This window comes from Vibrio sp. UCD-FRSSP16_30, assembly GCF_001676025.1.
In the GTDB taxonomy this organism is placed as follows: Bacteria; Pseudomonadota; Gammaproteobacteria; order Enterobacterales; family Vibrionaceae; genus Vibrio.
On the sequence record NZ_LZFW01000068.1, the window covers coordinates 96,011 to 121,100 of the forward strand.

27 protein-coding genes and 2 pseudogenes are annotated in these 25,090 nt (G+C 41.9%); 13 read left to right on the plus strand and 16 right to left on the minus strand.

The features are described from left to right. Positions 1 to 24: 24 nt before the first annotated feature. The 8 genes and pseudogenes from A9260_RS16975 to A9260_RS14730 all read right to left on the minus strand — a co-directional run. Positions 25 to 144 (minus strand): annotated as a pseudogene (locus A9260_RS16975) (ISAs1 family transposase); the annotation flags it as partial. Next, complete coding sequence (locus A9260_RS14700; RefSeq protein WP_068700238.1) at positions 144 to 1,523, minus strand: BatD family protein; 1,380 nt, start codon at positions 1,521 to 1,523, stop codon at positions 144 to 146. The gene A9260_RS14700 and the pseudogene A9260_RS16975, both read right to left, overlap by 1 nt. Then, entirely contained in the window at positions 1,510 to 2,169 is a 660-nt protein-coding gene (locus A9260_RS14705; RefSeq protein WP_231892606.1) for a tetratricopeptide repeat protein, read from the minus strand. The genes A9260_RS14700 and A9260_RS14705 overlap by 14 nt, the downstream gene beginning before the upstream one ends. After that, a complete protein-coding gene (locus A9260_RS14710) occupies positions 2,163 to 3,176 on the minus strand; it encodes a VWA domain-containing protein (protein ID WP_068700240.1) in 1,014 nt (337 codons plus the stop codon). The genes A9260_RS14705 and A9260_RS14710 overlap by 7 nt, the downstream gene beginning before the upstream one ends. Continuing rightward, a complete protein-coding gene (locus A9260_RS14715; protein WP_068700242.1) occupies positions 3,169 to 4,194 on the minus strand; it encodes a vWA domain-containing protein in 1,026 nt (341 codons plus the stop codon). The genes A9260_RS14710 and A9260_RS14715 overlap by 8 nt, the downstream gene beginning before the upstream one ends. After that, complete coding sequence (locus tag A9260_RS14720; protein ID WP_068700245.1) at positions 4,181 to 4,696, minus strand: DUF4381 domain-containing protein; 516 nt, start codon at positions 4,694 to 4,696, stop codon at positions 4,181 to 4,183. The genes A9260_RS14715 and A9260_RS14720 overlap by 14 nt, the downstream gene beginning before the upstream one ends. A gap of 5 nt (positions 4,697 to 4,701) precedes the next feature. Beyond that, positions 4,702 to 5,631, minus strand: coding sequence for a DUF58 domain-containing protein (locus A9260_RS14725; RefSeq protein ID WP_068700247.1), 930 nt, complete (start codon positions 5,629 to 5,631; stop codon positions 4,702 to 4,704). A gap of 11 nt (positions 5,632 to 5,642) precedes the next feature. Next, positions 5,643 to 6,611 carry an AAA family ATPase gene (locus A9260_RS14730; protein ID WP_068700249.1) on the minus strand — a complete coding sequence of 323 codons (969 nt, stop codon included), beginning with the start codon at positions 6,609 to 6,611 and terminating at the stop codon, positions 5,643 to 5,645. Positions 6,612 to 6,884: 273 nt separating this feature from the next. Between A9260_RS14730 and A9260_RS14735 the strand changes: the two genes are divergently transcribed. Together A9260_RS14735 and A9260_RS14740 are read left to right on the plus strand one after the other, a co-directional pair. Beyond that, positions 6,885 to 7,286 (plus strand): VOC family protein, encoded by a 402-nt coding sequence (locus A9260_RS14735; RefSeq protein ID WP_068700251.1) that lies wholly within the window; start codon positions 6,885 to 6,887, stop codon positions 7,284 to 7,286. A 100-nt stretch (positions 7,287 to 7,386) separates the two neighbouring features. Then, a complete protein-coding gene (locus A9260_RS14740) occupies positions 7,387 to 7,995 on the plus strand; it encodes a beta-phosphoglucomutase family hydrolase (RefSeq protein WP_068700253.1) in 609 nt (202 codons plus the stop codon). 94 nt (positions 7,996 to 8,089) lie between these two features. Here A9260_RS14740 and A9260_RS14745 read toward each other — a convergent pair whose 3' ends face one another. The 4 genes and pseudogenes from A9260_RS14745 to A9260_RS14760 all read right to left on the minus strand — a co-directional run. Then, complete coding sequence (locus A9260_RS14745; RefSeq protein ID WP_068700401.1) at positions 8,090 to 8,563, minus strand: FKBP-type peptidyl-prolyl cis-trans isomerase; 474 nt, start codon at positions 8,561 to 8,563, stop codon at positions 8,090 to 8,092. An 8-nt stretch (positions 8,564 to 8,571) separates the two neighbouring features. Continuing rightward, positions 8,572 to 9,201 carry a thioredoxin domain-containing protein gene (locus A9260_RS14750; RefSeq protein ID WP_068700256.1) on the minus strand — a complete coding sequence of 210 codons (630 nt, stop codon included), beginning with the start codon at positions 9,199 to 9,201 and terminating at the stop codon, positions 8,572 to 8,574. A 57-nt stretch (positions 9,202 to 9,258) separates the two neighbouring features. Further along, complete coding sequence (locus A9260_RS14755) at positions 9,259 to 10,563, minus strand: inosine/guanosine kinase (RefSeq protein ID WP_068700258.1); 1,305 nt, start codon at positions 10,561 to 10,563, stop codon at positions 9,259 to 9,261. 363 nt (positions 10,564 to 10,926) lie between these two features. Further along, positions 10,927 to 11,400: pseudogene (locus tag A9260_RS14760) on the minus strand (CreA family protein); the annotation flags it as partial. Positions 11,401 to 11,556: 156 nt separating this feature from the next. Here A9260_RS14760 and A9260_RS14765 point away from each other — a divergent pair. From A9260_RS14765 to A9260_RS14775, 3 genes are all read left to right on the plus strand, one after another. Further along, a complete protein-coding gene (locus tag A9260_RS14765) occupies positions 11,557 to 12,138 on the plus strand; it encodes a hypothetical protein (protein WP_068700260.1) in 582 nt (193 codons plus the stop codon). Between the two features lie 104 nt (positions 12,139 to 12,242). Continuing rightward, positions 12,243 to 12,926 carry an HAD-IA family hydrolase gene (locus A9260_RS14770; RefSeq protein ID WP_068700263.1) on the plus strand — a complete coding sequence of 228 codons (684 nt, stop codon included), beginning with the start codon at positions 12,243 to 12,245 and terminating at the stop codon, positions 12,924 to 12,926. 76 nt (positions 12,927 to 13,002) lie between these two features. Next, positions 13,003 to 13,494, plus strand: coding sequence for a LabA-like NYN domain-containing protein (locus tag A9260_RS14775; RefSeq protein WP_068700267.1), 492 nt, complete (start codon positions 13,003 to 13,005; stop codon positions 13,492 to 13,494). A gap of 31 nt (positions 13,495 to 13,525) precedes the next feature. Here the strand turns inward: A9260_RS14775 and A9260_RS14780 are convergent, their stop codons facing one another. Both A9260_RS14780 and A9260_RS14785 read right to left on the minus strand, forming a co-directional pair. After that, on the minus strand, positions 13,526 to 14,203 hold the full coding sequence (locus A9260_RS14780; protein ID WP_068700268.1) for a YoaK family protein: 678 nt from the start codon (positions 14,201 to 14,203) through the stop codon (positions 13,526 to 13,528). A gap of 169 nt (positions 14,204 to 14,372) precedes the next feature. After that, positions 14,373 to 14,552 (minus strand): DUF2986 domain-containing protein, encoded by a 180-nt coding sequence (locus A9260_RS14785; protein WP_068700272.1) that lies wholly within the window; start codon positions 14,550 to 14,552, stop codon positions 14,373 to 14,375. A 270-nt stretch (positions 14,553 to 14,822) separates the two neighbouring features. Between A9260_RS14785 and A9260_RS14795 the strand changes: the two genes are divergently transcribed. After that, on the plus strand, positions 14,823 to 15,914 hold the full coding sequence (locus A9260_RS14795) for a ketoacyl-ACP synthase III (RefSeq protein WP_068700276.1): 1,092 nt from the start codon (positions 14,823 to 14,825) through the stop codon (positions 15,912 to 15,914). Between the two features lie 90 nt (positions 15,915 to 16,004). On the opposite strand, the gene A9260_RS14800 is transcribed toward A9260_RS14795, so the two are convergent. Next, a complete protein-coding gene (locus A9260_RS14800) occupies positions 16,005 to 17,708 on the minus strand; it encodes an FAD-dependent oxidoreductase (protein WP_068700278.1) in 1,704 nt (567 codons plus the stop codon). Positions 17,709 to 17,887: 179 nt separating this feature from the next. Between A9260_RS14800 and A9260_RS14805 the strand changes: the two genes are divergently transcribed. The 3 genes from A9260_RS14805 to A9260_RS14815 are packed head-to-tail and all read left to right on the plus strand — an operon-like array spanning position 17,888 to position 19,095. Beyond that, a complete protein-coding gene (locus tag A9260_RS14805; RefSeq protein ID WP_068700280.1) occupies positions 17,888 to 18,241 on the plus strand; it encodes an ArsR/SmtB family transcription factor in 354 nt (117 codons plus the stop codon). Between the two features lie 10 nt (positions 18,242 to 18,251). Then, positions 18,252 to 18,674: a YeeE/YedE family protein gene (locus A9260_RS14810; protein WP_068700282.1), complete on the plus strand. Its 423-nt coding sequence runs from the start codon at positions 18,252 to 18,254 to the stop codon at positions 18,672 to 18,674. A gap of 4 nt (positions 18,675 to 18,678) precedes the next feature. Next, positions 18,679 to 19,095: a YeeE/YedE family protein gene (locus A9260_RS14815; RefSeq protein WP_068700285.1), complete on the plus strand. Its 417-nt coding sequence runs from the start codon at positions 18,679 to 18,681 to the stop codon at positions 19,093 to 19,095. A 66-nt stretch (positions 19,096 to 19,161) separates the two neighbouring features. Here A9260_RS14815 and A9260_RS14820 read toward each other — a convergent pair whose 3' ends face one another. Continuing rightward, complete coding sequence (locus A9260_RS14820) at positions 19,162 to 20,067, minus strand: endonuclease/exonuclease/phosphatase family protein (protein ID WP_068700287.1); 906 nt, start codon at positions 20,065 to 20,067, stop codon at positions 19,162 to 19,164. A gap of 273 nt (positions 20,068 to 20,340) precedes the next feature. Between A9260_RS14820 and nrdD the strand changes: the two genes are divergently transcribed. The 4 genes from nrdD (at position 20,341) to A9260_RS14840 (ending at position 25,066) form a co-directional block, all read left to right on the plus strand. Next, entirely contained in the window at positions 20,341 to 22,461 is a 2,121-nt protein-coding gene (nrdD, locus tag A9260_RS14825; RefSeq protein ID WP_068700289.1) for an anaerobic ribonucleoside-triphosphate reductase, read from the plus strand. A gap of 53 nt (positions 22,462 to 22,514) precedes the next feature. After that, on the plus strand, positions 22,515 to 22,985 hold the full coding sequence (nrdG, locus tag A9260_RS14830) for an anaerobic ribonucleoside-triphosphate reductase-activating protein (protein ID WP_068700291.1): 471 nt from the start codon (positions 22,515 to 22,517) through the stop codon (positions 22,983 to 22,985). Between the two features lie 201 nt (positions 22,986 to 23,186). After that, positions 23,187 to 24,368: an amino acid aminotransferase gene (locus A9260_RS14835; protein WP_068700293.1), complete on the plus strand. Its 1,182-nt coding sequence runs from the start codon at positions 23,187 to 23,189 to the stop codon at positions 24,366 to 24,368. Between the two features lie 38 nt (positions 24,369 to 24,406). Next, complete coding sequence (locus tag A9260_RS14840; protein WP_068700295.1) at positions 24,407 to 25,066, plus strand: ATP-dependent zinc protease family protein; 660 nt, start codon at positions 24,407 to 24,409, stop codon at positions 25,064 to 25,066. The last annotated feature ends 24 nt before the right edge of the window (positions 25,067 to 25,090 follow it).

Sequence of the window (25,090 nt, forward strand, 5' to 3'; positions counted from 1 at the left end):
ATACCAATAACATACTGTGATTGGTATCAATACTGCTTCTAACATTGAAGTTTTCATCATGCATCGTTTTTGTTTCTCCATAATCCTTAATTTTGTTGGTTCTGCTTGAAGCACATCTAAACTTATATGTCGTAAGCATGCAATTATGGATTTAGCCTCCAGTTAAATTTCATTTCTTTTTGTTGTTTCGTTTTGGGCTGTGTTAGCGCCTGAACCAGAGATTGTGCCTGCTTAGTTGTAATTTTTGCAGTATGAGGCTGCTCGCTAGATGGCAACTTATTCAATAAGGTGTCACTAAATGAAAGAGAAAGTAACTGATTCCATGTTATCAGTGCTTGTGGATTTAGTTGCTGGGTAAAGGTGTGTGTCCCCGCAATTGCGTACAAACATTCAACGGCTTTCGCGTAGTTGTGTTGTGTAATGTGAATATGGTACTGCTTAATTATTTTTTTGTGGTTGGTCGGTTTAACTAAGGCATGAGATGTCTTTTGTTTTGCACGCAGTTTTATGAACAGTGCTGTGCTAAATATAACGATGATCAATATGCTAATTAAGGTCTTCCAGTATTGATTAATAAGCTTTGTACCGAGTTCGGTTAGCTGAGTGTTGTTGCTTGATAATACGGCAGTGCTTGTTGTACCTACCTGTATTGATGCTGCTTCTATGCTCAGTAACTGAACTTCATTATTTGTGGTATCCCACCACTGCATTTTTAATGCGGGCAGATTAAGCTTACCCTGTTGTTGAAAAATAATGGTGACTTGCTGGGAGAGCATCGCAGTATTGCGCTTACTTAAACGGTCAAAGACGTTTTCTTTAACTACCGGTTTAAGATACGACTCAACAGTGGCTATTTTTGGGATGGTTAACTCGGGCAACAATAGCATATCGGAGTTTTTAACCTCAAGTTGATAGGTTAAGACCACCGCATCGCCAATGTAAAATGACTTATCAAGAGGGCGGTCACTGGTGAGAGTCAACTGCGCATTGCTACCAACAACAAAGGGCAGTTTGCTGTTTAATTTGCTTGGGTGTGTCGCCGTTAATGGTATCGATTTAGAGCTGATGGTGCCGCTTAGTGGCTCTTTATTACCGTTATCAAGGGCAACACTGATATCAAATGGGGCAAGTTGATAAGTCCCTTCAGACAATGGGTAAATATACACCTTGGTTTTTTGAATGAACCACCTTTGTCCATCAACTGTTTTTGCTGAGCGGATAATAGGTTGGTCATCCTTTTTGACGAGCGCATTTTTGATATCTAAATACGGAATAATCATATCTTGCTTAAATGGCTTAGTACTACTGAGTTCTACATCAACAATGGCTTGCTGCTTGCTCACAATGCTATCGGATTGTAACTTAGCAGAGAGCATAAGCTGATTGTTATCAATCGCTTGCTGTAAGTCGTTAGCCATTGCACAAGTCGGAATAATTAATAGGATTAGCATGAATACGTGACCGCGTAACCACTTATTTAGGCAGGTGAGATTCCCCTTGCTAAGATAACTACTTTTGTTCATTGGCGTATTCCTGCTGAAATTTTTGTCGTAAAAACTTAGATGGATCTTGGCGTACTTGTTTAAGCCAAACTTGGTCAGACAGTGCCACTTTTTTGCCAGTGGCGGCTTTTGTTTCAGTTGTCACGTTCTCTCTGTCATCAAGCATTTTTTCGGCGTCTTTCTTTTCTGGAGGCGCATTTTTAATTTTCTCGATGGCAGCATTCATGATTTCAATATTTTGCTTTGCTTGAGTTGCCAGGCTAGGGCTATTTTCAAGTTGCTGATATAACTGTTTGGCTTTTTCAAAGTCATTGGCATAGGCGTGAACATTAGCCAGTAAAAACAAAGCCTCTTCCGTATTTAAGTCTTGTAACATGTCGATTGCTGTAGAGAAATCTCCAGCTAGATAGGCACTGTGAGCGCGCCATCTAGGTGAATCAAATGCTGACTGTGCTTGCGGGTAGTTTTTTTGTTCAAAGTAAATATGGCCTCGCTGATCATTGGTCAGCCAAAAGCTCATAAAATGACTTGTTGCGAAGTAACTCCAACTTGCGATGCCAATAAGCAGTAATATAAGCCATTGCCAAACGGGTCTTAATTTCAGCCAACGTAATGCAAAGAGGCGGTTTTCGCCGTTTTGTATATTGAGTGCGTGTTTAATTACCACTGTAATGTCCACCCTCTTCTAAACCACATCAGTTGGATGGGCAGCAATAAAAACAGCAGAAAATAACCGGAATCAACCCAAGGTTGAGCGTTGTCATTAACCGCAAATAGGTTGCTCTGAATGTGCTTATACACTTGCTCTACATCACTTGAGTCATGAGTAAATAAGGTTAATGAGCCATGTCCCGCTTTAGCGAGAGACTGTAATTTTTGCATCTGCTGGTCGGCAAGCCCTTTGTCATTATTTTGCTTGGCACTATTTTTATTGGCACTACCACGACCACTTTGTGGGTTTTCACCAATGCCCCAAACTAAAACTTGATGTTTGAGTGAGGCGAACTGTTGTTGCAGCTTATCGATGGCTTTTTGATCGGTTTTGTCTGTCACAATGAGTACCGTCGATGACACTTTCGATTGTTTAAGCAAGTGGGTGATAGGGGCAATGACCGATTCTGGTTTGCTTTGGTTGTCGGGCAATAAGCTAGGATCTAACACATCTAAAAAGTATCGAAATAGCTCGTTGTCTTTAGTCACGGGCATGGCGACGTGCGAACTGCCGCCGAAGACCACTAAGCCTGTTTTCGCATCTCCTCGCAGCTCAGCTAATTGCGCAATTTTTTGTTTAGCTCGCTCTAAGCGTGAAGGTTGGATATCGGTATCCGACATAGAGCCAGAAACATCCAGCGCCACAATAAGTTCAGCGTTATCTTCAAAAAATGGCGATGTTTGTTTTGTCCAGCTGGGACCGGCCATGATCAGGGTCGCGAGTACCGAAAAAACCATAAATAACCTTAACGGTGTTAATCGCATGCGACTGTGCTGCTCAAGGGTGAGATGCTCAATGATGTTTTTTGACATCACGGGTTGCCATTGCTTGATAAGATCTTGTTGCTGTGTCATTAGGTAATGAATAGCAATTAATGGCAGTAAGCCTGCAATCCACCAAGGGCGAATAAAATGAAACTGGCTAAGGGTTGCCGGTATATCCCAATCAAATAAACTATTCATTTGGCACCTCTTGCGCGCGCTCGATGACATTTCTAGCTCGACGGGCACGCTGCTGTTGCCCGAGAATAACCAGTATTGCGGCGATTAAGTTTAAGATAAAGCAAACCCCAAATGCCCATTGATGCAAGCTATGGCGAGGTCGATGGGTGAGCACTTCAAATTGTTGTTGCTCTAAGGTATCAATGGTTGTGTAAGCTTGATCCAATTGAGCTCTATCCATTGCATGAAACATTTGTCCACCCGTGATTTGCGATATTTTTTCTAGTGTTGGCAAATCCATTTTGTAGCGACCTTCGGTGCTAGGGTCGCCAATCGCGATGGTATAAATCTTTACGCCATGTTTAGCCGCAATTTCAGCCGCTTTTATTGGTGGCATTTTTGAGCTAGTGTCATCACCATCAGTTAATAAAATCATCACTCGTTGGCGACTTTTTTCTTGCTCAAATACCGCAATAGAAAGGCCGATGGCATCGCCAAATGCAGTTTGAAAGCCAGCATAACCAAGTTGAACATCGTCCAATAATGCAAGCCAAGTATGGGTATCCTCGGTAAATGGTGCTTGCACATAGGCTGCGTCTGCAAACAAGATAAGCCCTAATCTGTCGTGTTGGCGACGTTGACCAAATTCGCTAAGTACCTGCTTGGCAACAAATAATCGGTCGTGCTTAATACCTTGCTCATCGGTAAAGTCTTTTTCTGACATTGATCCTGACAGATCCAACGCGACCATGATTTCACGAGCTGACTTTTTCTGTTCAATAGGTTCACCCACCCACATAGGTTTGGCTATGGCGGCGACTAAAGAGAGATAACTGAGCACAACGAGCAGCCACTGTATTTTTCGTCTCTTTAGTTGAGTTGCGTGCTGTGATGGTTTGTTCTCTGATACCGAGACTAAACGGTCAAAAAAGGGCACTTGAATGGCACTTTTGGATTCTTTGTAAGCAGGCACAAAGCGGTAAACCAAAAAAGGTAATAGTAAAAGTAGCACTGCCAGTGGATATTCAAACTCGATCATGGGCTACCTCGTGATGTTTTATCCAGTGCGCTGACAGTTCAATGAGCTGTATGGTTTGGTGTTCATCTATCATGGAATTTGGTGAATAAGCAATGGACGCCAGTACGCCTTTAAATTCATTTGCGAAGTGACTGTTTTTACATTGCAGATCGAGCCAAGCTTCCCATTGGCTGCCTAACAGCGGAGCAACGTCGCATCTTGGATAGGCGCAGAGCGCCGTTTTTCGTAGCAACTGTGGCAGATGGCGAAATCCATCCGGTTGGCTTTTTAATCGTTCCAGTTCTGCAAGGGCTAAGCGTCGATACGCGTTGACTTGGTATTGGCGTATCAATCGGTAGCCTCGATACACTGCAAAGCAAATCAGTAGAGCGACAAGTAAGTACCAGCCCGGCGCATTGGGCAACCATGAGATTGGGTTTGGTAATGAAGGTTCAGCCAACCCTGACAGCATAGGGTTTAAACTAACGGGCTTTAATACCTCGGCGTGAGTAGCGCTAGTCATATTGGTTATGCCCCGAGTGCTTTTCTAAGTTGCTTGTCAGCAGGTTGAACGGTCGTGATATCAATAATGGGAATGCGATACTTTTTCGCCACACGGCTAAAGTCATTGAGCGTTTGACGGACATCATCGGCAAAGCTTTTTCTCAATTGAGTTTGCGCGCCAGTAATGGAAAGCTGCATGTTGCCATCACTGAGGACCATTTGATCGACTTGAGCCAAGTTGTGCTCTAAAGGATCGGTCACATGGCATAAGATCACATCGTTGTGTTGGCAAAGTGTCTTGATCTGCTGTTCACTTTGTTGGCTGTAGCCATAGCCATCGGTGATTAAAATGACTAACGCATCATGCTTTATCAGGCGCTTAGCTTGATGGAACAATTTGCTAAACGAATTGCCTTGCGACTCTTTAGCTAACTGCGGCTTAAGTTGTTGGTTCTTAATCACAATCTCATTGAGTATTTTTAAAACATGATTGGCGCTACGCTGCGGCGCGATAGGTACGGCAGTTTGATCGTTAAAAATGATTGCGCCAACTCGATCGGTCGAACCGGTCACTTTCCACGCAATTAACGCGGCAATTTCTGCAGCTATCACGGATTTCATTTTGCCTGTGCTACCAAAAAACATATTGGTTCTTTGATCAACAAGAAGATACACATTACGTTCGCGCTCTTCGGAGAAAATCTTTACGTGCGGCTTGCCGGTGCGCATGGTGACTTTCCAATCCATAGTGCGAATGTCATCACCAACTTGATAGTGACGCATTTCTTCAAAATTCAACCCACGTCCACGAAGCTTAGATACATGACGCCCAGTCAATTGACTGTTGACTGGCTGTGGTGGCAAAAAGTCAAATCCCGTGGCTTTGTATTTTAAAAGACGCAGAGCTTTTAAGTCTGTGTAAATATCGGGGTCTATTGGTGATGTATTGGACATAAAGGTCTCTCTTAGGCGACCGCTACGTGCGATAAAATTTCATCAATAACACGATCTGGAGTTATACCTTCGGCGAGTGCATCATAGGAGAGAATGAGGCGATGGCGTAGTACGCTATGAACGATTTGTCGAACATCATCAGGGTCAACAAATTCTTTGCCTTTGAGCCATGCCATCGCTCGGGCACACTTATCTAAAGCAATGGTTGCCCTAGGGCTTGAGCCAACCGCAATCCAGTTCTTTAACTCTGAATCGACATAACTTTGTGGCTGACGCGTGGCAACGATAATGGCTACCATGTATTTAAGTACAGCGTCACTACAATGGATTTGTCGAATTTGTTCTCTAGCGGTAAAAATACACTCAGGATCAATGGGATCTGGTTTACTTGATGTTGGATTTTCTTCGCCGCGAACCATTTTTATAATCTGCTCTTCGGCATCTGCATCAGGATAATCAAGATTTACCTTCATAATAAATCGATCCATTTGCGCCTCGGGAAGCGGGTATGTGCCTTCTTGTTCTACTGGATTTTGTGTCGCCAATACCATGAACAAATCAGGCAACTGATAGGTTTTACCCGCCACCGTAATTTGGCGCTCTTCCATTGCTTCTAATAATGCAGCTTGAACCTTGGCAGGAGATCGATTGATTTCATCCGCCAACAATAAGTTATTAAATACAGGGCCAGGCTGAAAAGTGAGAGTTGGCTTACCATCAACTTCCTGATAAACCTCAGTGCCGGTAACATCGGATGGAAGTAAATCAGGCGTAAATTGAACGCGCCCCAGATCCACACTTAATGCCCCTGCTAATGCTTTTATAGAACGGGTTTTGGCCGTTCCGGGTAAACCCTCTAACAATACGTTGCCATTGGTAAGAAGCGCGACTAATAAAGTATCGACCATATGTTGCTGGCCTATAACGGATAGCTCCATTTGTTTTTTTAACTGCATGACTGATTCTAAGGTTGAATTCATTGGCTGGCTCTCTGAGTCGAATTTTATAACTTATTGTTTTTAATGTTTTAAATATAGCCAAGGGATCCATAACGTGCCGATTAAATTACCGATTGGCTTTTAACTTTGCTGAGTCTTTAAGGTATGAATATAGTGAATACTTAGCCATGAGTCCTATGCTTTTAGATAATATCAAGTATGAGTAAAGTGGATTATCTATGGCGAAATATATTGGAGAATGTGCATCGTTAGCGATAGGCTAGCTAGGTATTGTTTTTTACAATGAGAATTAAGATGAGCAAACCGATACAGCAGAGCATTGGAAATATTGCGTTAGTGGTCAAAAACTATGACGATGCCATTGCATTTTATACTCAGAAATTGCGATTTACCTTAGTGGAAGATACCGATTTAGGGGGAGGAAAACGTTGGGTGCAAGTCTCCCCGCCTAATTCAAATGGCACAAATTTACTGCTTGCCGAGGCTAGTACAGAGCAGCAATTATTGTCGGTCGGTAACCAAAGTGGTGGTCGTGTCTTCTTGTTTTTACAAACCAATGATTTTTGGCGAGATTACGAGGAAATGAAAGATAACGGGGTTGTTTTTAACGAAGCACCGCGAGATGAACAATATGGAACTGTGGCAGTATTTGAAGATTTATATGGAAATAAATGGGATCTATTAGAGTTGAAATAATGATGAAAATTCAGTGATGTGAATAACATCGTTGTTGTTTTGTCATTTGCGTTTGTTAGTGTGAATATTATTTATTTAAACTGAGTAAGAGAAACAACAGATGAATGAAAAACTTAAAAAGTACCAAGGGCTTATTTTTGATATGGATGGCACTCTTATTGATACTATGCCCGCGCACTCACAAGCTTGGCAGACAACCGCTGATAAGTTTGGTTTTGAGTTTGAAGCATCTTGGCTGCATAGCCTTGGAGGCATGCCAAGCCCTAAAATTGTCTTAGAAGTGAATCGCCGTTTTGGTCTTGAACTGGATGCCACTGAGGTTTCACAATTTAAGATGCAGCAATTTGCCAATATCGAATCTAAAGGTGAATTGATTGATGTGACTCACCAAGTATTAGTGGATTATCAACAACAGAAAAAAGTGGCTATTGGCACAGGGGCGCAGCGAGAGACGGCGCATAATTTGCTTAAAGCGAAAGGTGTGTTTGATGTATTTGACGCTGTGGTGACCGCTACTGAGGTGACACGTCATAAGCCGTTTCCAGATACGTTCTTATTGGCCGCTGAGATGATGAATTGCGAACCAAACCAGTGTGTGGTGTTTGAAGATACATTATTAGGCTTACAAGCAGCACACGCTGCGGGTATGGATTGTTTTCTAGTCACAGAGACAGGTTTAGTCTTTAAACCTTTGCATGAGCAGAGTTAGATATGACAATAAAATAAAGGACTGCAAGCAGTCCTTTATTCGAATTTGCGGTACCGTTTTTTGTTACCGTAAGTATTAATGACTTAAGTATTAGTTACTTAATACTAAGCAATTCAACATCAAAAATTAACGTTGCAGAGGCAGGGACTGGGCCAGAACCTTGTTTGCCATAAGCTAATGTACTTGGGATATACAAGCGGAACTTATCACCAGCAACCATCAACTGTAAACCTTCTTGCCAGCCACGAATGACTCGATTTACCGGGAACTCAATAGGCTCACCACGATCCACTGAACTATCAAATACCGTGCCATCGATTAATGTACCGTGGTAATGAACTTTGACCGTACTGTTTGCACTAGGGTGAACTTCACCGTTACCTTTGGTTAGAACTTCGTACTGTAAACCACTTTCAGTGGTAGTTACGCCGTCACGCAAACCATTTTCTTGAAGAAACGATTGGCCAAGAGCAAAGTTTTCTTTGTTATCTTTATGATTGTTCCAAATACGAGAAATCATAAAAATAGCCAAGACCGCAACAATAGCAGGAAATATAAATTTAGACATGTGAGTCATTATCCCTTAGAGGTTAAGTAATTGATGGTGTTAACAATAGATTGAATATCATCATGAGCTGAAGTGATGACCATATATTTACCATTAACCACAAAGGTCGGTACAGAGTTTATCATCCCTTTGCCGGTAATATCGACAGCATTAGTTACTTCAGCGAACAGTGTTTGTTTTTGAGCGTCGGTCAGATCATAAGGAGAGACCATTCCTTTATTGTGATAGGCGTTGATTAAGTTTTGTTGTCTCTGATCTGAGGTTAATTCTTCCTTAGAGTGATAAGCATCAAAAAGGGATGCCATCATTTCTTGATCAGGTTTGCCATCAGGTGATTGCATTGCAGCCGCGTAGTAAAACATGGCAGCAGCTTGCGCGCTTTCATTAAAGGTGACGTGAACTTTCCCTATAGACTGCCCAATACCTTGTTCTATTTCGGGAATAAATTCTTCCATCTTTAAACAGTGTCCACAGGTCAAAGAGAACACTTCAACCACAGGCTGCTTTATTAAGCTACTGATATCATTAGGCAATTCAGAGTACTGCTTGTTCAGCTCTGGCGTAGTGTTTTCACTGCAGGCAGTCAGTAGCATCAGTGAAGCGAAGAGTAGGCTAACGGTTTTAATTATTTTTTTCATAGTCCATTTTTCGTTGTAGGGTTGAGGATAGGCGATAGGTTTTATCGCCCGAGTTTATTAACGATCCCAATACGCTTCTTCAAGACTGTCTTCACGCTCAGGAAGTGATTGTGATAGTCGAGGAGAATGTTGAGTCAATAGTTCATAGCTGACTCGGTTTGCGTATTTACAGATCTGAGATAGTGAAGAATAGGTTAAAAAAGGTGCACTGTGTTTTTGCGAAACAGGCACATTCTTTTTGTGGTAACTATTAGCCGCTATGTCGTGCAATAACGCTGATAACGCCGCATCACCTGCGCCATTGGTGTTCTTAATTTTAAGAGGGCCACCTAAATATGGTGCAATATGTGAGTATATTCGAACCGGCGTCTGACAATCAGCAAGACGCATTGCTCGGCTATATTCATATTGGTTAAATTCGGCAATATTACCAGGCAATAGAGGCGCTTCGGTTTCTCGCTTGCGACTCTCATCGGTGTGTCCTGCCATATAAAGGCCAACCGCACCTGCGGTACATAAAACTAGATCGCACCATTGCAGGGTTTTATCCGCTGCGAGTAGGGGATCTTTTTCACCCGTCAGCGATTCACCTTCTTCTTCGTTCATAGCAACAATAGATACATTGTCTTTAATAAACTCTTGCCACCATTTTTCATTGCCTTCGATGACATATTTTGTGCCTAGAGTTAATACCACAGGGATGTCATTGGCCTTGGCAAGAGCAATGGCTCTTTGCACCGCTTTTGGCATTGGATCTTGTGGTTTTCCACGCATTAAATAAGACGAGACAATCAGTGCGCTGGCTTTATTGAAGATGTGTTCTGGAATGCTGCTGGGTAGTAACTGATTCATCTGTCCTTCGTTGATTGCGAAGGTACGTTCCCCATCATCGGTGATTAGGGTATAGCAGCGACCAATAGAGCCATCTACTTTTTGTAAATGGTTTAAATTTACTCTAGAAGAGGTGCGGCAAAGGTAACGATAAGCGTAACTGCCAACATCAATATTATTGGACATAACCCCAAGTAAAATAGACTTACTGTCGGCGAGCACTGAATAGTTGTGCAGGGTATTACCAATGGTGTCGCCTGGGTATTCATGAGTGATTAGATGGTTATCCATCAACTCTTGATAAAGTGCATCAGCCACTTCTTGATCAACAACCAGTGAGTGCCCCTTACTTAGCGAATACTTTGACAAAAAGGCATCATCCACTCGCGCTTCAATATCAACAATTGTCTGCCCAACACCAATAATGATGGGTCTTGCCAATTTAGGCGTTTGACGAATTTGATTGACTAACGGATCTCGTGATTGAGTTGGAAAGTAGTGCTTGGATTTTCTTTGACCGGGAAACTTCATAATGGCGTAACTGTAGCATTGAGATAGGCAGAGTATACCATGGGAATACTCTGCATAAGAGACTAGGCGCTTAATTTGTAAGCGGTTAGATGTAAGAAAATCTCTTATTAATGATGCATGTACAGTGAGAACGACTAAAACAGCCTAGCCAGGCGTTTTAGCGATACAAACTGTTAAAGCATGTACTTAAAAAGAGATTAATTTATACAACTGTTTATTTACAATGCGAGTTCGTTAAAACACAAGCTCTTCATTTTTTCCCGCAGCTTCGCCTACCGTAGTGGTATGTTCAGCAGATTGCTCCGGAGCCGCTGTCGTATCTATCGCGGTATTTGATGTAGGCGAGGTGCTAGTGCTGACCTCTTTGCTGTGCGTATTTGCCGCATGTTGGTAAGCCAGTGTTCCCCATAGTGGTACGGTAGATAAACTGTGTTTATAACTGCCGGATGTCTCTTTGGTAGAATAAGAAATATACATCAGCGTTTGTGAGTTTTTATCGAAGATTCGACGTATTTTCATGGTTTTAAAGAAGATACTTTTTGATTTTTTAAAGACCACTTCACCTGAGTGAGATTTGTCGATTTTGTTGATCATTTCAGGTGTTATTTCACCTGTTTGGCGACAAGAAATTGCTGAATCTGAAGGGTCTGATAAGTCTAGGTTGGCTTCAATGCTGGCAACGTGACAAGTCACGCCTGTTACGACAGGATCGACGAGTATATTGACTTTAATATCTTTGGTCGTAAATAGACCAAGAGAAACATCGCCCACTTCGTTGTTATCACATCCTGTGAGGCTAAGGGCTAGAATAGGCAGTAATAGGGCAATTTTTTTCATTGCGGCTTCCATGAATGACAAGTGCTGATTAAGATGATCTGAGTCTAACACATCTGCCGAAGCTTGTTGAAATAAGCAATTGTTTGATAAAGAATTGTTCAGTTTATGTTCTGGGTGTATCCTTGCTACAAATCAATAAAGAGCTCGAATATAAATATGACTATTTCAATATCGGATGTTGAACAACTTCAACAGGCCAAAATCCAATGGCTCGTGTCTCAAATTGATGTTGATTTTCCCACTCGAGAAAGCGTACTCGGTAAAGCCTGTTATCTCGATCTTATCGATAATGCCATTCCCGCTCAGCCATTGCTGACTGAAAATATTGACATTAATGCTGTAAGTAAGTTGACTTGGATGAAGGTTGATTTTCATAAATTGACCGTACTGTATGCTCATTTTGTCGCTAATCATGTCAATATTGCTGAACAATCAAAAGAATATCTGCAAGAGTTTTTAGCGCAAATAATCCTTGATAATCAAAGCGATGATGAAGGGACACACACCTTATGTGTTGGGTTTTTAGGCTCTGAACTTGTGGCAACCTGTATTGTGTCAATCGAGCAGCAAACTCAACAACAAATTCAGCAAGAACAGCTTCTTATTTCTGATTTACTGATGGATAGCGATGTTGATATTTCAACAGAGTTGAGCTCCATATTATATCTATTTGATTTTGATACTAAGCGATTGTCTTCATTACAAATTCATATGAGCCAGATTGATTATAAATCGTGATCTGAGTCTGTTTATCCATAACTTGTTACGACACACTTATCAGCACTGAACAAATACTGTTCACCATTCGCGTATTTATCGTTATATATAGATGAAACTCTGCAATGGAAATGCAATTGATGAAGTGTGTTATTTTTGACTGTGAGGGAACTCTGGTCGACAGTGAAAAGTTGTCCTGCCAAGCATTAGTCAGTGTATTTACCGACTATGGTTGCTCGTTAAGTATGGATGACGCTATGAGTCACTTCAACGGTGGCAAACTGGTTGATATTCTCACCCAAACCAGTGAGCGTCTAGGGGTTAGAGTGGATATCGATGCACTTGAGCGTATGTATCGAGACAAAATACAGACATTATTTCAAGAGCAATTAAGCCCCTCCCAAAATGCAATTCATGTGCTTGAGTCACTCAAACAAATGGGTGTCGAGGTGTGCGCTGTATCGAACAGTCCGCGCACTAAGCTTGAATCTACTTTAAAAATCAGTGGCTTATTACCGTATTTTAAAGGTGCTATGTTCAGCGCCTTTGATGCCAATAGTTGGAAGCCTGAACCTGACTTGATTCAATATGCGGCTATGGGTATGGGCTTTCGTTCGATAGATTGCTTGTATGTAGACGATACGCTACAAGGAATACGCGCTGGTATTGCGGCCAACATCACCACTCTTCACTATCGTCCAAATCCTTTATCTCCCCAATGGCACTCAGAAGGTGCGATGAGTATTAGTGATTTGAGGGATGTTTTACAACATTGTGCTAAAGCGCCTGAAATTGAGTATCACATTTAGATAGAGCAAGATCTGGTGTATTTTGTTCGGTATTAGTCACGTATACTCGTTTTCAATTTTATTAAGAAGTTTAGTCATGAATACTATTGTTGCGAAGAATCGAGTTGCCATTTTTGCTGATGTGCAAAATATCTATTACACCACCCGTGATGCCTATCGTCGTAATTTTGATTACAACAATTTTTGGGCGCTCGCGATGGAATATGGTGACATTATTTCAGCCCAAGCGTATGCCATTGCCAGTCATGACCCAAAACAGCGTCAATTTCACCATATCTTGCGAGGAATAGGCTTTGAAGTGAAGCTGAAACCTTATATCCAACGCTCTGACGGCAGCGCAAAAGGAGATTGGGATGTGGGTATCACCATTGATATTATGGAAAAAGCCTCACAGGTGGATACGATTATTTTACTGTCAGGTGATGGCGACTTTGAATTGTTGGTTAAGCATGTCGCTAATCGTTATAACTGCAAAGTGGTTGTATTAGGTGTGCCTCAGTTATCCGCAGGCAGTTTAATTGAAGCGGCCACAGAATTTATCCCTATCAAAGATTCTCTTCTGCGTTAGTTCTTAATATTAGAATTTATGATATTAATCATTACTCTGAAGCATGGTGATGTCGGTGCTGATTTGAATAAATACGGTATATAACCGCAATTACAAAACAGATAATTGCCGGTAATAGCAGAGCATTGAACTGAAATTCACGATACAAATACACACCCATTGAGCCTCCTAAGACAAACCCTGCAATGATATAGGTGAACAGCTTAGCTTTACGCCTATCAAGTGCCTGTCCTTTCAAAACTCCACCGAGCATTATGCCTAGATCGGTAAAGATACCCGTGAGGTGGGTGGTGCGGATGATTGCGCCACTGTAGGTCGTGGCCATTGCGTTTTGTAGGCCACAGGCAATCGTTGCAAAGTAAATACCGGAAAAATTGTTATGAGAGAGCAGTCCAATTGCGGAAAATAAGCAAAGAGATTCTAGAAACAGCACCCAATCGTAATATCTACCTAGTTTTAACGTTCCGCCATGCAGTAAATAACCCGCAATGGCCGAGCCAAACATAAACGAAATAATGACGCCTAATAAATGAACGGTGTGAATTAGGGAGGCATCAAAGAGACTGATGCCAAGCAGTGTGGCGGTGCCGGACAAGTGAGATACCGCTTGATGTTCTAAGCCAAGCAAGCCGATTGCATTAATAAAACCGGCTACCAAGGCCAAGATGAAAGCGCCCATCTCGACCCACTTTGGTAGGTGTGAAATCACAGTTGTTGTCCTTTGGAAATTCTTTGCTTATCTATATCTAACGAACTTTATCTAACGTACTTGGCTCGCTGCAGTCATATTGATTAAATCAACAATCAAAAAACGAGAGTCACTTAAATGATTGCTCTGGAATAGATTATTATTCAGACGTTATATGCAACGGGTGAAACTAATCTTGTTGTGACTCTTGCTCTGTCGCGATAGTTTCTTCGTTTAAAGCCGCTTCTTGTTCAGCTTTAGCACGATCAGCTTTTGAGATGTACTTAGGTTTATTAGAGGTATGCAATTTTGAGTTATGTTGCTTGATCTTCTTTTTTAGGATCTGATTAATCTTCTTTTTACGGTTCATTTTATCACCTTAAATGAGCGGTATGCTAATGGCGCTAAGGTTACCATAAACTTTTATGTTAAGTGGTAAATATGTTAAGTGGTAAAATTTGCTTAACGCCAAATGAGCTCATCGAATCAAATTTCACGGCACAGTGTGCATCGTATCCATTCATTATAGAGCTCACGATTTTTAGAAAACCTAAGCAAACCAATCAGCTAAACTCTATTTGTATGCCATTATTGGCGTATACTGATTTAACTCATCATAATATGTAATAGAGCAGGTTATATGACACAAACGTATGCGGAAATTTCTGGTTGGGGCAAATGTTTACCTCCAACGGTATTAAGTAATGACGATCTGAGTACATTTTTAGCCACTTCTGATGAATGGATAAAACCACGCACTGGTATTTCTGCAAGGCGTATTAGCCATGTGCAAACCTCGGATCTTGCTACTGTGGCGGCGCAAAGAGCGATGGATTGCGCAGGAATCGAGGCCAGCGATCTGGATTTGATCATTGTTGCCACTTGTTCTCCTGATACCTTGATTCCTAATATAGCCTCTAAAATCCAAAATAACTTATCAGCGTTTCAAGCCGCCGCGTTTGATCTTAACGCCGCCTGTACGGGGTTTGTGTATGGATTAGAAACCGCGACACGCATGATACAAGCGGGCAGTTATAAGCATGTACTGGTGATTGGCGCGGAAAGATTAAGCTTTTTTATTGATTGGACACAGCGTGATACTGCCGTTTTATTTGGCGATGGAGCAGGGGCGGTCGTGTTATCACAAACCGATCAGCAAGTGGGTTTATTGCAAAGTAAGTTAGGTTGCGACTCGGAAGGTCGAGATATTTTGGCTGTGCCAAGTTTTGGTACCTCTATGCAAAGATTTGCCGCTGATAATGGCTATTTTGATTTTAACTTTGTTGGGCGTGAGATTTTTAAACGTGCTGTTAAAGGCATGGGCAGCGCCGCGCAACATGTGTTAAAAGAGGCGCAATTGCCCACCTCTGAAATTGATGTGGTGATCCCTCATCAAGCAAACATTCGCATTATTCAAACGTTATGCGATTTGGCCGGTATTGAACAAGAAAAAGCGTTTATCAATATACAAAACTATGGCAATACCTCAGCCGCAACTGTGCCTATTGCCATTTGTGAGGCGGCAGAGCAAGGTGTGATTAAGCCCGGTTCTGAAATACTCACAGCGGCATTTGGCGCAGGTTTAACTTGGGGGGCAGGTCGTATTCGTTGGGGGCAACGAGTGACTCCAATTAAACAAAGCCAAGTGGCATTGCCTGCCTGTGATAAAACGGCATTGCAATTGTTAGAGCAAGCCATTGAGCATTGTAAAAATAATCCAAACAGAGGCTAACAGGCTGACTCAATAAACAAAGCTCTTCCTTATTATCAAAATTAGGTAAGAGCTTTAAGTGAATCAGTTTATAAGTTATTGATATTTAACTCATGCTTTAGCAATTTGATAAGTTTTATATCCGCCAATAAGGTTACAGGCTTGGTAGCCATTATTCACCAACTGGCGATAGGCAACGTTACCGCGTAACCCAACCTGACAATAAATGACAATCTGTTTGTCTTTTGGCAACTCATGCATACGATGACGAAGCTCATCAACTGGAATGTTGATATCACCCGCAATATGATTGCCGTTAACTCGCTCTGTTGGGTTGCGCACATCTAATAAAATCTGCTGTTCAGTCAACTGATCGATGGCGTCAAAATGAATCGCAGTCGCATCACCTTTGATGATATTTGTTGCCACAAAGGCGGCTTGGTTAATGACATCTTTTGCGCTTCCGTAGGGCGGAGCATAAGTTAATTCTAGATGTTGTAATTGATCAACCGTCATTCCCGCTCGCTGCGCCACGGCCATGACATCAATGCGTTTATCCACACCATCTTTACCTGCTGCTTGCGCACCTAAAATTTTTCCTGATTTAGGGTCAAATAATAGTTTAAAGGAAATGGTTTCAGCGCCAGGATAATAACTGGCATGACTTGCGGTGTGTACATAGACTTTTTCGTAACTAACACCATCGCGTTTTAATTGTTTTTCGTTCTTTCCGGTAGAGGCGATGGCCAAATCAAAGATCTTACAAATGGCTGTGCCTTGTGTTCCTTGATAGCGTTCTTTTCTTCCAAGCATATTATCTGCGGCCATGCGACCTTGGCGGTTAGCTGGTCCTGCTAGAGGGACCAGTGTCTGAGCGCCAGAGACAAAGTCTTTATCTTCTATGGCGTCACCCACGGCAAAGATATAAGGATCGCTAGTTTGCATTGCGTCATTAGTATAAATCCCTCCAAGATCGCCTATTTTAAGCCCGGCTTGTTGTGCTAAGGCGGTTTCTGGGCGCACGCCGATGGCCATGATTAGGATATCGGTGGTGAGAGTCTCGCCATTATTTAAAGAAAGCTTAAGCTCACCTTGAATGTGTTTATGCTGTTCGCTTTCCCCTGAGTCACTACTCGCGATATGGTCAGTGGCGAGATATTCAACCTTTTCAAGGGCAACACCGAGTTTTAAATCGATGCCTTTTTGACGGATCTCTTGGTGAGCAAAGCCTGCAATTTCACGATCCACCGGTGTCATTACCTGATCGGCCATCTCAACTAAAGTGGTTTTAATACCCAGTTGATGAAACGCTTCCATCATCTCTAAACCAATAAAACCGCCTCCAACCACCGTCGCGTGCTCAGCTTTGTTGGTTTGTAGGGTCTGAATAATACGATCCATATCAGGAATATTACGCAGCGAATAAGTCAAAGGGTTGTTAATCCCTGAAATAGGCGGGATAACAGGGCCTGCGCCAGGGCTCAGTAGTAGAAAATCATAACTTTCAGAATATTGAGTGCCATTGAGAAGATTTTTGACCGTCACCGATTTATTTTGACGATCAATGGAGATGACCTCATTCATTACTCTGACATCAACATTAAAGCGTGCTAAAAAGCTTTCAGGTGTTTGCAGCAAGAGCTTACTGCGATCTTTTATATCACCACCAATATGATAAGGAAGGCCACAATTAGCAAACGAAACGAATTCTCCACGTTCAAACATGATAATTTCTGCTTCTTCACTTAAACGGCGTGCTCTTGCCGCAGCAGAAGCGCCACCTGCAACGCCCCCAACAATCAGGATTTTAGTCATACTATGGCTCCAAACTCATATGTTGTTTAATACAAGTGTTACTATATCAATTAATTTAGTGATTACTAATTTTATTTAATCTAAATTTATTAAACCTTAATTAGTGTTGACTAATTAAGGCGCTAGTTTACACTAAGGAAAGTAAATTAATGAGCACCTTATATGATTGAGCACCTTGTATGAATGTAGACGAAAAAGTGGCTAAAGAAGATGTCGACCTTTGCGATGTGCAGCAACACGCGCAGTTACAAGAATTGAGAGAGCGAGCTGATAAGGTAGCGTCTGTTTTAAAGGTGCTGTCTCATTCAGAGCGCTTAATGGTGGTTTGCCAATTAATTGAAGGAGAGAAGGGCGTACCTGATCTTCTTCAAACATCGTGTTTGAATCAATCAGCCTTGTCACAACACTTAAAAGTGTTGCGTGACAATGAGTTAGTACAAGTGCGTAAACAGTCGCAAAAAGTATTTTATTCATTAAAAAATAAGCAGGTCGAACAACTGGTTCAATCGCTATACCAAATTTACTGCGTGTAAGGAGAAGTTTGTGGAGTTTAGTATTCCTTGGTCCTCGTTATTTGGAGGCATGTTACTTGGGGTATCCGCGTCAATATTGTTGCTGTTTAACGGTAAAATTGCCGGTATTAGTGGCATTATTTCTGGATTGATAAAAAACCAAACTGGCGATAGAGGTTGGCGTTGGTTGTTTGCTTTGGGCATGGTCGCCGGTGGTGTATTGGGCACAACCGCATTGAATGCGTATATTCCAACTAGTTACGACACTGGCTTAGGGATACTGTTGTTAGGTGGTTTGCTAGTGGGTTTTGGAACAAAGATTGGTAATGGCTGCACTTCTGGGCATGGAATATGTGGAATTGGCCGACTGTCTAAACGCTCTATAGTGGCGACTTGTGTATTTATGCTGGTGGCTGCAATAACCGTATTCGTTCGTTTGCATTTAATAAGGTAGTTTTATGTTTAGAATCATCTCGTTAGTTGCCGGAATCCTATTTGGCTTGGGTATGGCGCTATCTGGTATGGCCGACCCCAATAAAGTGATCGCCTTTTTAGATGTGGCGGGCGATTGGGATCCCAGTCTTGCCTTTGTTATGGGCGGAGCACTGGCAGTATTCTTGCCGGTTTACTTTTTGTTGATTAAAAAGCGTTCCCAGCCAATCGTCAGTGAAACCTTTTGTGTATCCCAAAACAGTGTTATTGATAAACCGTTACTGATTGGTGCTGCCTTATTTGGTATTGGCTGGGGGTTGGTAGGTGTTTGTCCCGGTCCAGTTATATCATCACTGGGCGCTGGTAATAGCCAAGCTTGGCTGTTTTTAGTGGCAATGCTGGTGGGTTTTTCCATTGCTGGTAAAGTGCTGAAAGCAAAATAAGCGTTGCACTCATTTATCAATAAACAAGCCCTGATAGTTTATTATTCGGGCTTGTTTAGTTTTGGATTATAGGCTTAATGAGAAAGACACAGGGCAGTGATCACTTAACCGATAGTTAAGGACATCGTGCTTGCTAAAAACAGTCTGTTTGGGTTTAGAAAAAGTTAAATCCTCACTGACAACGACATGATCGATCAAACTTTTAAACTGGTGAGTCTGCTTAGGATTTCGGTTTGAACGAATTACGCAATTTGCTTGGGTATTCTTTGTTGCCAGTACGGCATGTTGCGTATTTTTAGTTAGGGTTTTCCATAACCAGTCTCCTCGATAAGCTAAATTATGATTAAAGTCTCCTAACAGCGCATACGACTGATCTTGCGCTTCTCTTTGCGCAATCCACTGATTTAACTTCTTCGCTTGAGCCTGTAAAAGATTACACGAGTAATTATTATGCTTTTTACCAATACAACCCGCTTTTAGATGTATAGACAATAAATGAACACTGGAAGAGGCCGATTTAACTTCAATGTAGGTGGCAAAGCGTAATTTACCATTTCGCTTTGTATTGAGATTAAGATCAGGATGCTCGATGAGCTGTAAATCTTTGCGCACCGCAAAGCCGGTGTATTGATTGATGTCAGAAAACTGCCTTGAGGTGTTGCTTAGGTGGGAGCGCTCAGATAGCACGATGCTATATTGAGTTCCGACCACTTGTTGTATTGCTTGAATGTCATCGACTTCTTGAAAAGCCAATAGATCCGGTTTAATGCGAGAGAAATATTGAGACAAGGTAGAGAAGTCTTCTGCGCTGCGCTGAACTTTCGATAATTGTGGATAACTATGCTGAGACAACCACTCAATGTTCCAACCAGAGAGGATTAATTTATCGGCATAAGCAACATTGGACAGGCTAATGAACAGCAATATTAGCCCGCTAAATGCAAGTGTTTTTTTTCTAATAATTTTTTTCAACTTTCAATATTCCTGTTCATCGCCCATCTCAAAAGCACTTTAAAAAATGCAACCCATACAAAAAAAATAAACAGGTTTTTTTTGATTTGTGAGAGGCGTATTTTATTGAGAAAAGATCGTTCTCAAAATAACAGACTTAACCGTTATATTGATCTAGATCAAGAACATCAAGTGGCGCATCTCGTTAAATACGTCCACAATATGTAGTGTCAAACCGTCAGTTAACCACCCTATATAGTGTATCTGTGTATATACTGTGTGTAAGGAGAAATTGTGAAACCAGTTGTTTTAAAAAGAGATGGCTCTCTTGCCCCATTCACTAAAGATCGAATTGTAGTCGCGATTAAAGGCGCTGCTACAGAGGTTGATCAAAACCTTTCGAGCTACGCCGAAGATGTTGCATTATCGGTTGAGGGACAACTGGCTGACAGCCAAGAAGTAGATATTCAACAAATCCAAACATTAGTCGAAAACGAACTGATGCAAGGTCCTTTTAAAGGCTTGGCTCGCTCATACATCGAATACCGTCACGACCGTGATAAAGCGCGCGAGAAAAAAAGTGCTCTCAACCAAGAGATTCAAGGCTTAATTGAACAATCTAACGCAGATTTGCTCAATGAAAACGCCAATAAAGATGGCAAAGTTATCCCAACTCAGCGTGATCTTTTAGCCGGCATTGTGGCTAAACATTACGCTAAAACGCACATCTTGCCGCGTGATATTGTCCAAGCTCATGATCAGGGTGACATTCACTATCATGATCTTGATTATGCACCGTTCTTCCCAATGTTCAACTGCATGCTTATTGATCTTAAAGGCATGTTAACACATGGATTTAAGATGGGTAATGCTGAGATTGATACCCCTAAGTCAATCTCGACTGCGACCGCTGTTACCGCGCAAATCATTGCGCAAGTGGCAAGCCACATCTACGGCGGAACAACCATCAACCGTATTGATGAAGTGCTTGAACCGTACGTTATGCACAGCTATGACAAGCACCTTGAAGTGGCGAAAGAGTGGGATATTCACGATCCTAAAGCATTCGCGCAATCTCGCACTGAAAAAGAATGTTATGACGCATTCCAATCATTAGAGTATGAAGTCAACACTTTGCATACCGCCAATGGCCAAACGCCGTTTGTCACATTTGGTTTTGGTTTAGGCGCATCATGGGCTTCTAAACTGATTCAAACGTCAATTTTGAAAAACCGTATTGCTGGGTTGGGTAAAAACAGTAAGACGGCAGTTTTCCCTAAATTAGTCTTTGGCATTAAAGATGGTTTGAACCATAAACCTTCTGATCCAAGTTATGACATTAAGCAATTGGCATTAGAGTGCGCGACTAAGCGTATGTATCCAGACATTTTAAACTACGACAAAGTGGTTGAAGTCACTGGTTCATTTAAAACCCCAATGGGTTGTCGTAGCTTCTTAGACGTTTATGAAGAAAACGGCGAAATGATTCATGATGGGCGTAATAACCTAGGTGTTGTGAGCTTAAATCTTCCTCGTATTGCACTGCAAGCTAAAGGCAGCGAAGCGACTTTTTATCAATTACTGGATGAAAAACTGGCTACGGCACGTCGCGCTTTAGAAACTCGTATTTCTCGTTTAGAAAATGTGAAAGCCCGCGTAGCTCCGATTCTGTATATGGAAGGTGCGTGTGGCGTTCGATTAAAAGCGGATGATTCAGTCGCTGAAATATTTAAACATGGTCGTGCTTCTATTTCACTCGGCTACATTGGTATCCATGAGACGATTAATGCACTTTATGGCGCAGATCAACACGTGTTTGACGAATCAGGATTGCGTGATAAAGCATTAGCTATTATCTCTTACTTGAAACAAAACGTTGAACTTTGGACCCAAGAAACCGGTTACGGATTTAGTCTTTATGGCACGCCAAGTGAAAACCTATGCAGCCGCTTCTGCCAAATCGACACTAAAGAATTTGGTGTGATCAAAGGAGTAACGGATAAAGGTTACTACACCAATAGCTTCCATTTAGATGTGGAAAAAAAGGTCAATCCTTACGATAAAATTGATTTTGAAATGCCGTATCCACACATTTCAACGGGCGGTTTCATCTGCTACGGCGAATTTCCAAATATGCAGCGCAACATTGAAGCGTTAGAAAATGTTTGGGATTATTCATACTCTCGCGTTCCATATTACGGGACTAATACGCCGATTGATGAGTGTTATGAGTGTGGCTTCAATGGCGAATTTGATTGCACCAGTAAAGGTTTTACCTGTCCAAACTGTGGCAACCATGATTCTTCTAAAGTGTCTGTAACCCGCCGAGTTTGTGGTTATTTAGGTAGCCCTGATGCGCGTCCATTCAACTTTGGTAAGCAAGAAGAAGTGAAACGCCGCGTTAAACATTTATAATGTGTAAGTAAAAATATACGTGTAAGTAAAAAGTAACAAGAAGTAGAAAACAGATGAATTACCATAATTATTACCCGGTGGATGTTGTTAACGGGGAAGGGACACGTTGTACCTTGTTTGTCTCTGGATGCATTCACCAATGCCGAGGTTGTTATAATCAATCCACTTGGTCACCTACATCAGGAAGTGTTTTCACTCAAGAGATGGAAGATCAGATCATAGCGGATCTTAACGATACTCGTATTAAACGTCGTGGTTTATCTCTTTCTGGAGGCGATCCTCTTTATCCTGGTAACTTACAGGCGATACTTAAGCTTGTTAAACGAGTTAAAGATGAATGTGATGGTAAAGATATTTGGTTATGGACCGGCTATGAACTGGCCGAGCTGACCGAAGAACAACAACAAGTTGTGCAGTATGTCGATACTCTCATTGATGGTAAGTTCGTAAAAGACTTAGCCGATGCGAGACTGGAGTGGCGGGGCAGTTCTAACCAAGTGATTCATCGCTTTACTCTCGATTAACGGATCTCTTGTAAAAAAGGCTGCATTGTTAAATAAGCGGTCAATTACCTGATAATATATGGGACAGTGTGTATAACCTGTCCCATATTTTTTAACAAAATATTCCCTCGTATCAGTTAAAACCTGATTAACTATTTCGATTTCTCCTCGCAAATGATAACGTGACATTATCCAAATGAATTTCAAAGGGTTGTGACTTTCATGTTCTCAAATCTATCAGCACCTCAACAGGATCCTATCCTGTCTTTATCTCAAGCTTACCGACTCGATCAACGCGATATTAAAGTTGATCTTGGTATTGGCGTTTACAAGAATAGTGACGGCGTCACGCCTATCATGCAGTCTGTGCTTAAAGCGCAAGATATTGTTCTTCAGCAGCAACAAACCAAAGCGTATGTTGGCATGGCGGGCGATGAAGAATTTAACGCTGCAGCACTAAGCTTAGTATTACCGGACACGGCGATTGCCCAGCGTGCAACGTCTATTCAGACTCCTGGCGCAAGTGGCGGTCTGCGTATGCTTGCCGAATTAATTGCTTTTTCTAATCCTGATGCCACAGTTTGGTTAAGTAACCCAAGTTACGTTAATCATCAGCCAGTGATGGAAGCAGCAGGCTTAAAAGTAAAACATTATCGTTATTTTGATGCTGCGACCAAACAAGTTGATGCGAATGCCATGCTTGATGATCTGGCTAAAGTAAAAGCGAAAGACGTGGTACTTCTGCATGGCTGTTGTCATAACCCAACGGGCGCAGATTTGTCTCCCGAGGTATGGGAACAAGTCACTTTATTAGCACAACGAAATGGTTTCTTGCCATTTATTGATATTGCTTATCAAGGTTTTGGCGATGGTCTGGAGCAGGACTCCTTTGGCGTTCGTCATATGGCGCAAAACTTACCTGAATTATTAGTCACCAGTTCATGTTCTAAGAATTTTGGCTTATACCGTGAAAGAACAGGTAGTGCCATCATTGTTGCCGATCAGCAAACACATGCCACTAATGCGCGCGGCAAGCTATTACAGATGGCAAGAACCACATACACTATGCCTCCAGCTCATGGAGCGTCTATAGTTAAAACTGTATTGCAAGACAATGAGTTAAAAGCGGCTTGGATTGAAGAATTAGAGCAGATGCGTTTACGTTTGGTGAGCCTAAGACATAATCTTTGCCTTGAGATCAGTAAGATCACTGGCTCAAATGAATTTGATTTTATTAAGCAACACAAAGGCATGTTTAGCGTGTTGGGCTACACTTCTGAGCAAATGATTCGATTGCGTGAAGAGTTTGCTGTATACGGTGTTAATGATGGTCGTATTAATATCGCAGGTCTTAGGGAGCAAGATTTGACTTACGTTGCATCAGCAATTGCGGCTGTTCGATAAAATAGAATTAATAACTTAAATATGACTAGGTGGATTGGATGAAACATTGGAAAATTTTAAGTATTGCATTAGTAGCAGGCTCAATGACAGCTTGTTCTAGTGCGCCGACTCAGGATGACGCAGAGGTGACTTTTGAGACACCGGCTGTGGAGCAAGCGGCGACTGAGCAAGTGACAGAAGAAAATGTAGAAGAAGTGACGGAAAAAGAAGAACCAAAAGCAATGGAAGAAAAGAAAGAGGTGGTAGAAAAACCAGCTCCGACTAAAACGGCTGATGGTAAATTGATTCTCGGTGAACAAGAGTGGATTCATTTCCCCGATTTTGATGCCACCGTTAAAGCTCGCATTGATTCTGGCGCAACCACGTCATCGCTATCTGCTGTGGAAGTAAAACAGTTTGAACGTGATGGTAAAAAGTGGGTGAAGTTTAAGGCCGCTCACAATGGTAAAGTAGGCAAAGAGCTTAGCTTACCGATTGTACGATTTGCGAAAGTTAAGCAGTCGAGCACTGACGATACCGACAAACGTCCAGTGGTTGCGGTTTGGATTAAACTGGGTGATTTGAAAGAAAAGACCGAGTTTACATTAGTGGATCGTTCACATCTTGATTTCCCAGTGTTACTAGGCCGAAGTTTTGTTCGAGATGTTGCTATTGTCGACGTAAGTCGTAAATATGTGCAACCTAAAGCGGGCAAGTAACTCATTATTCGGTGCTCTAAATAG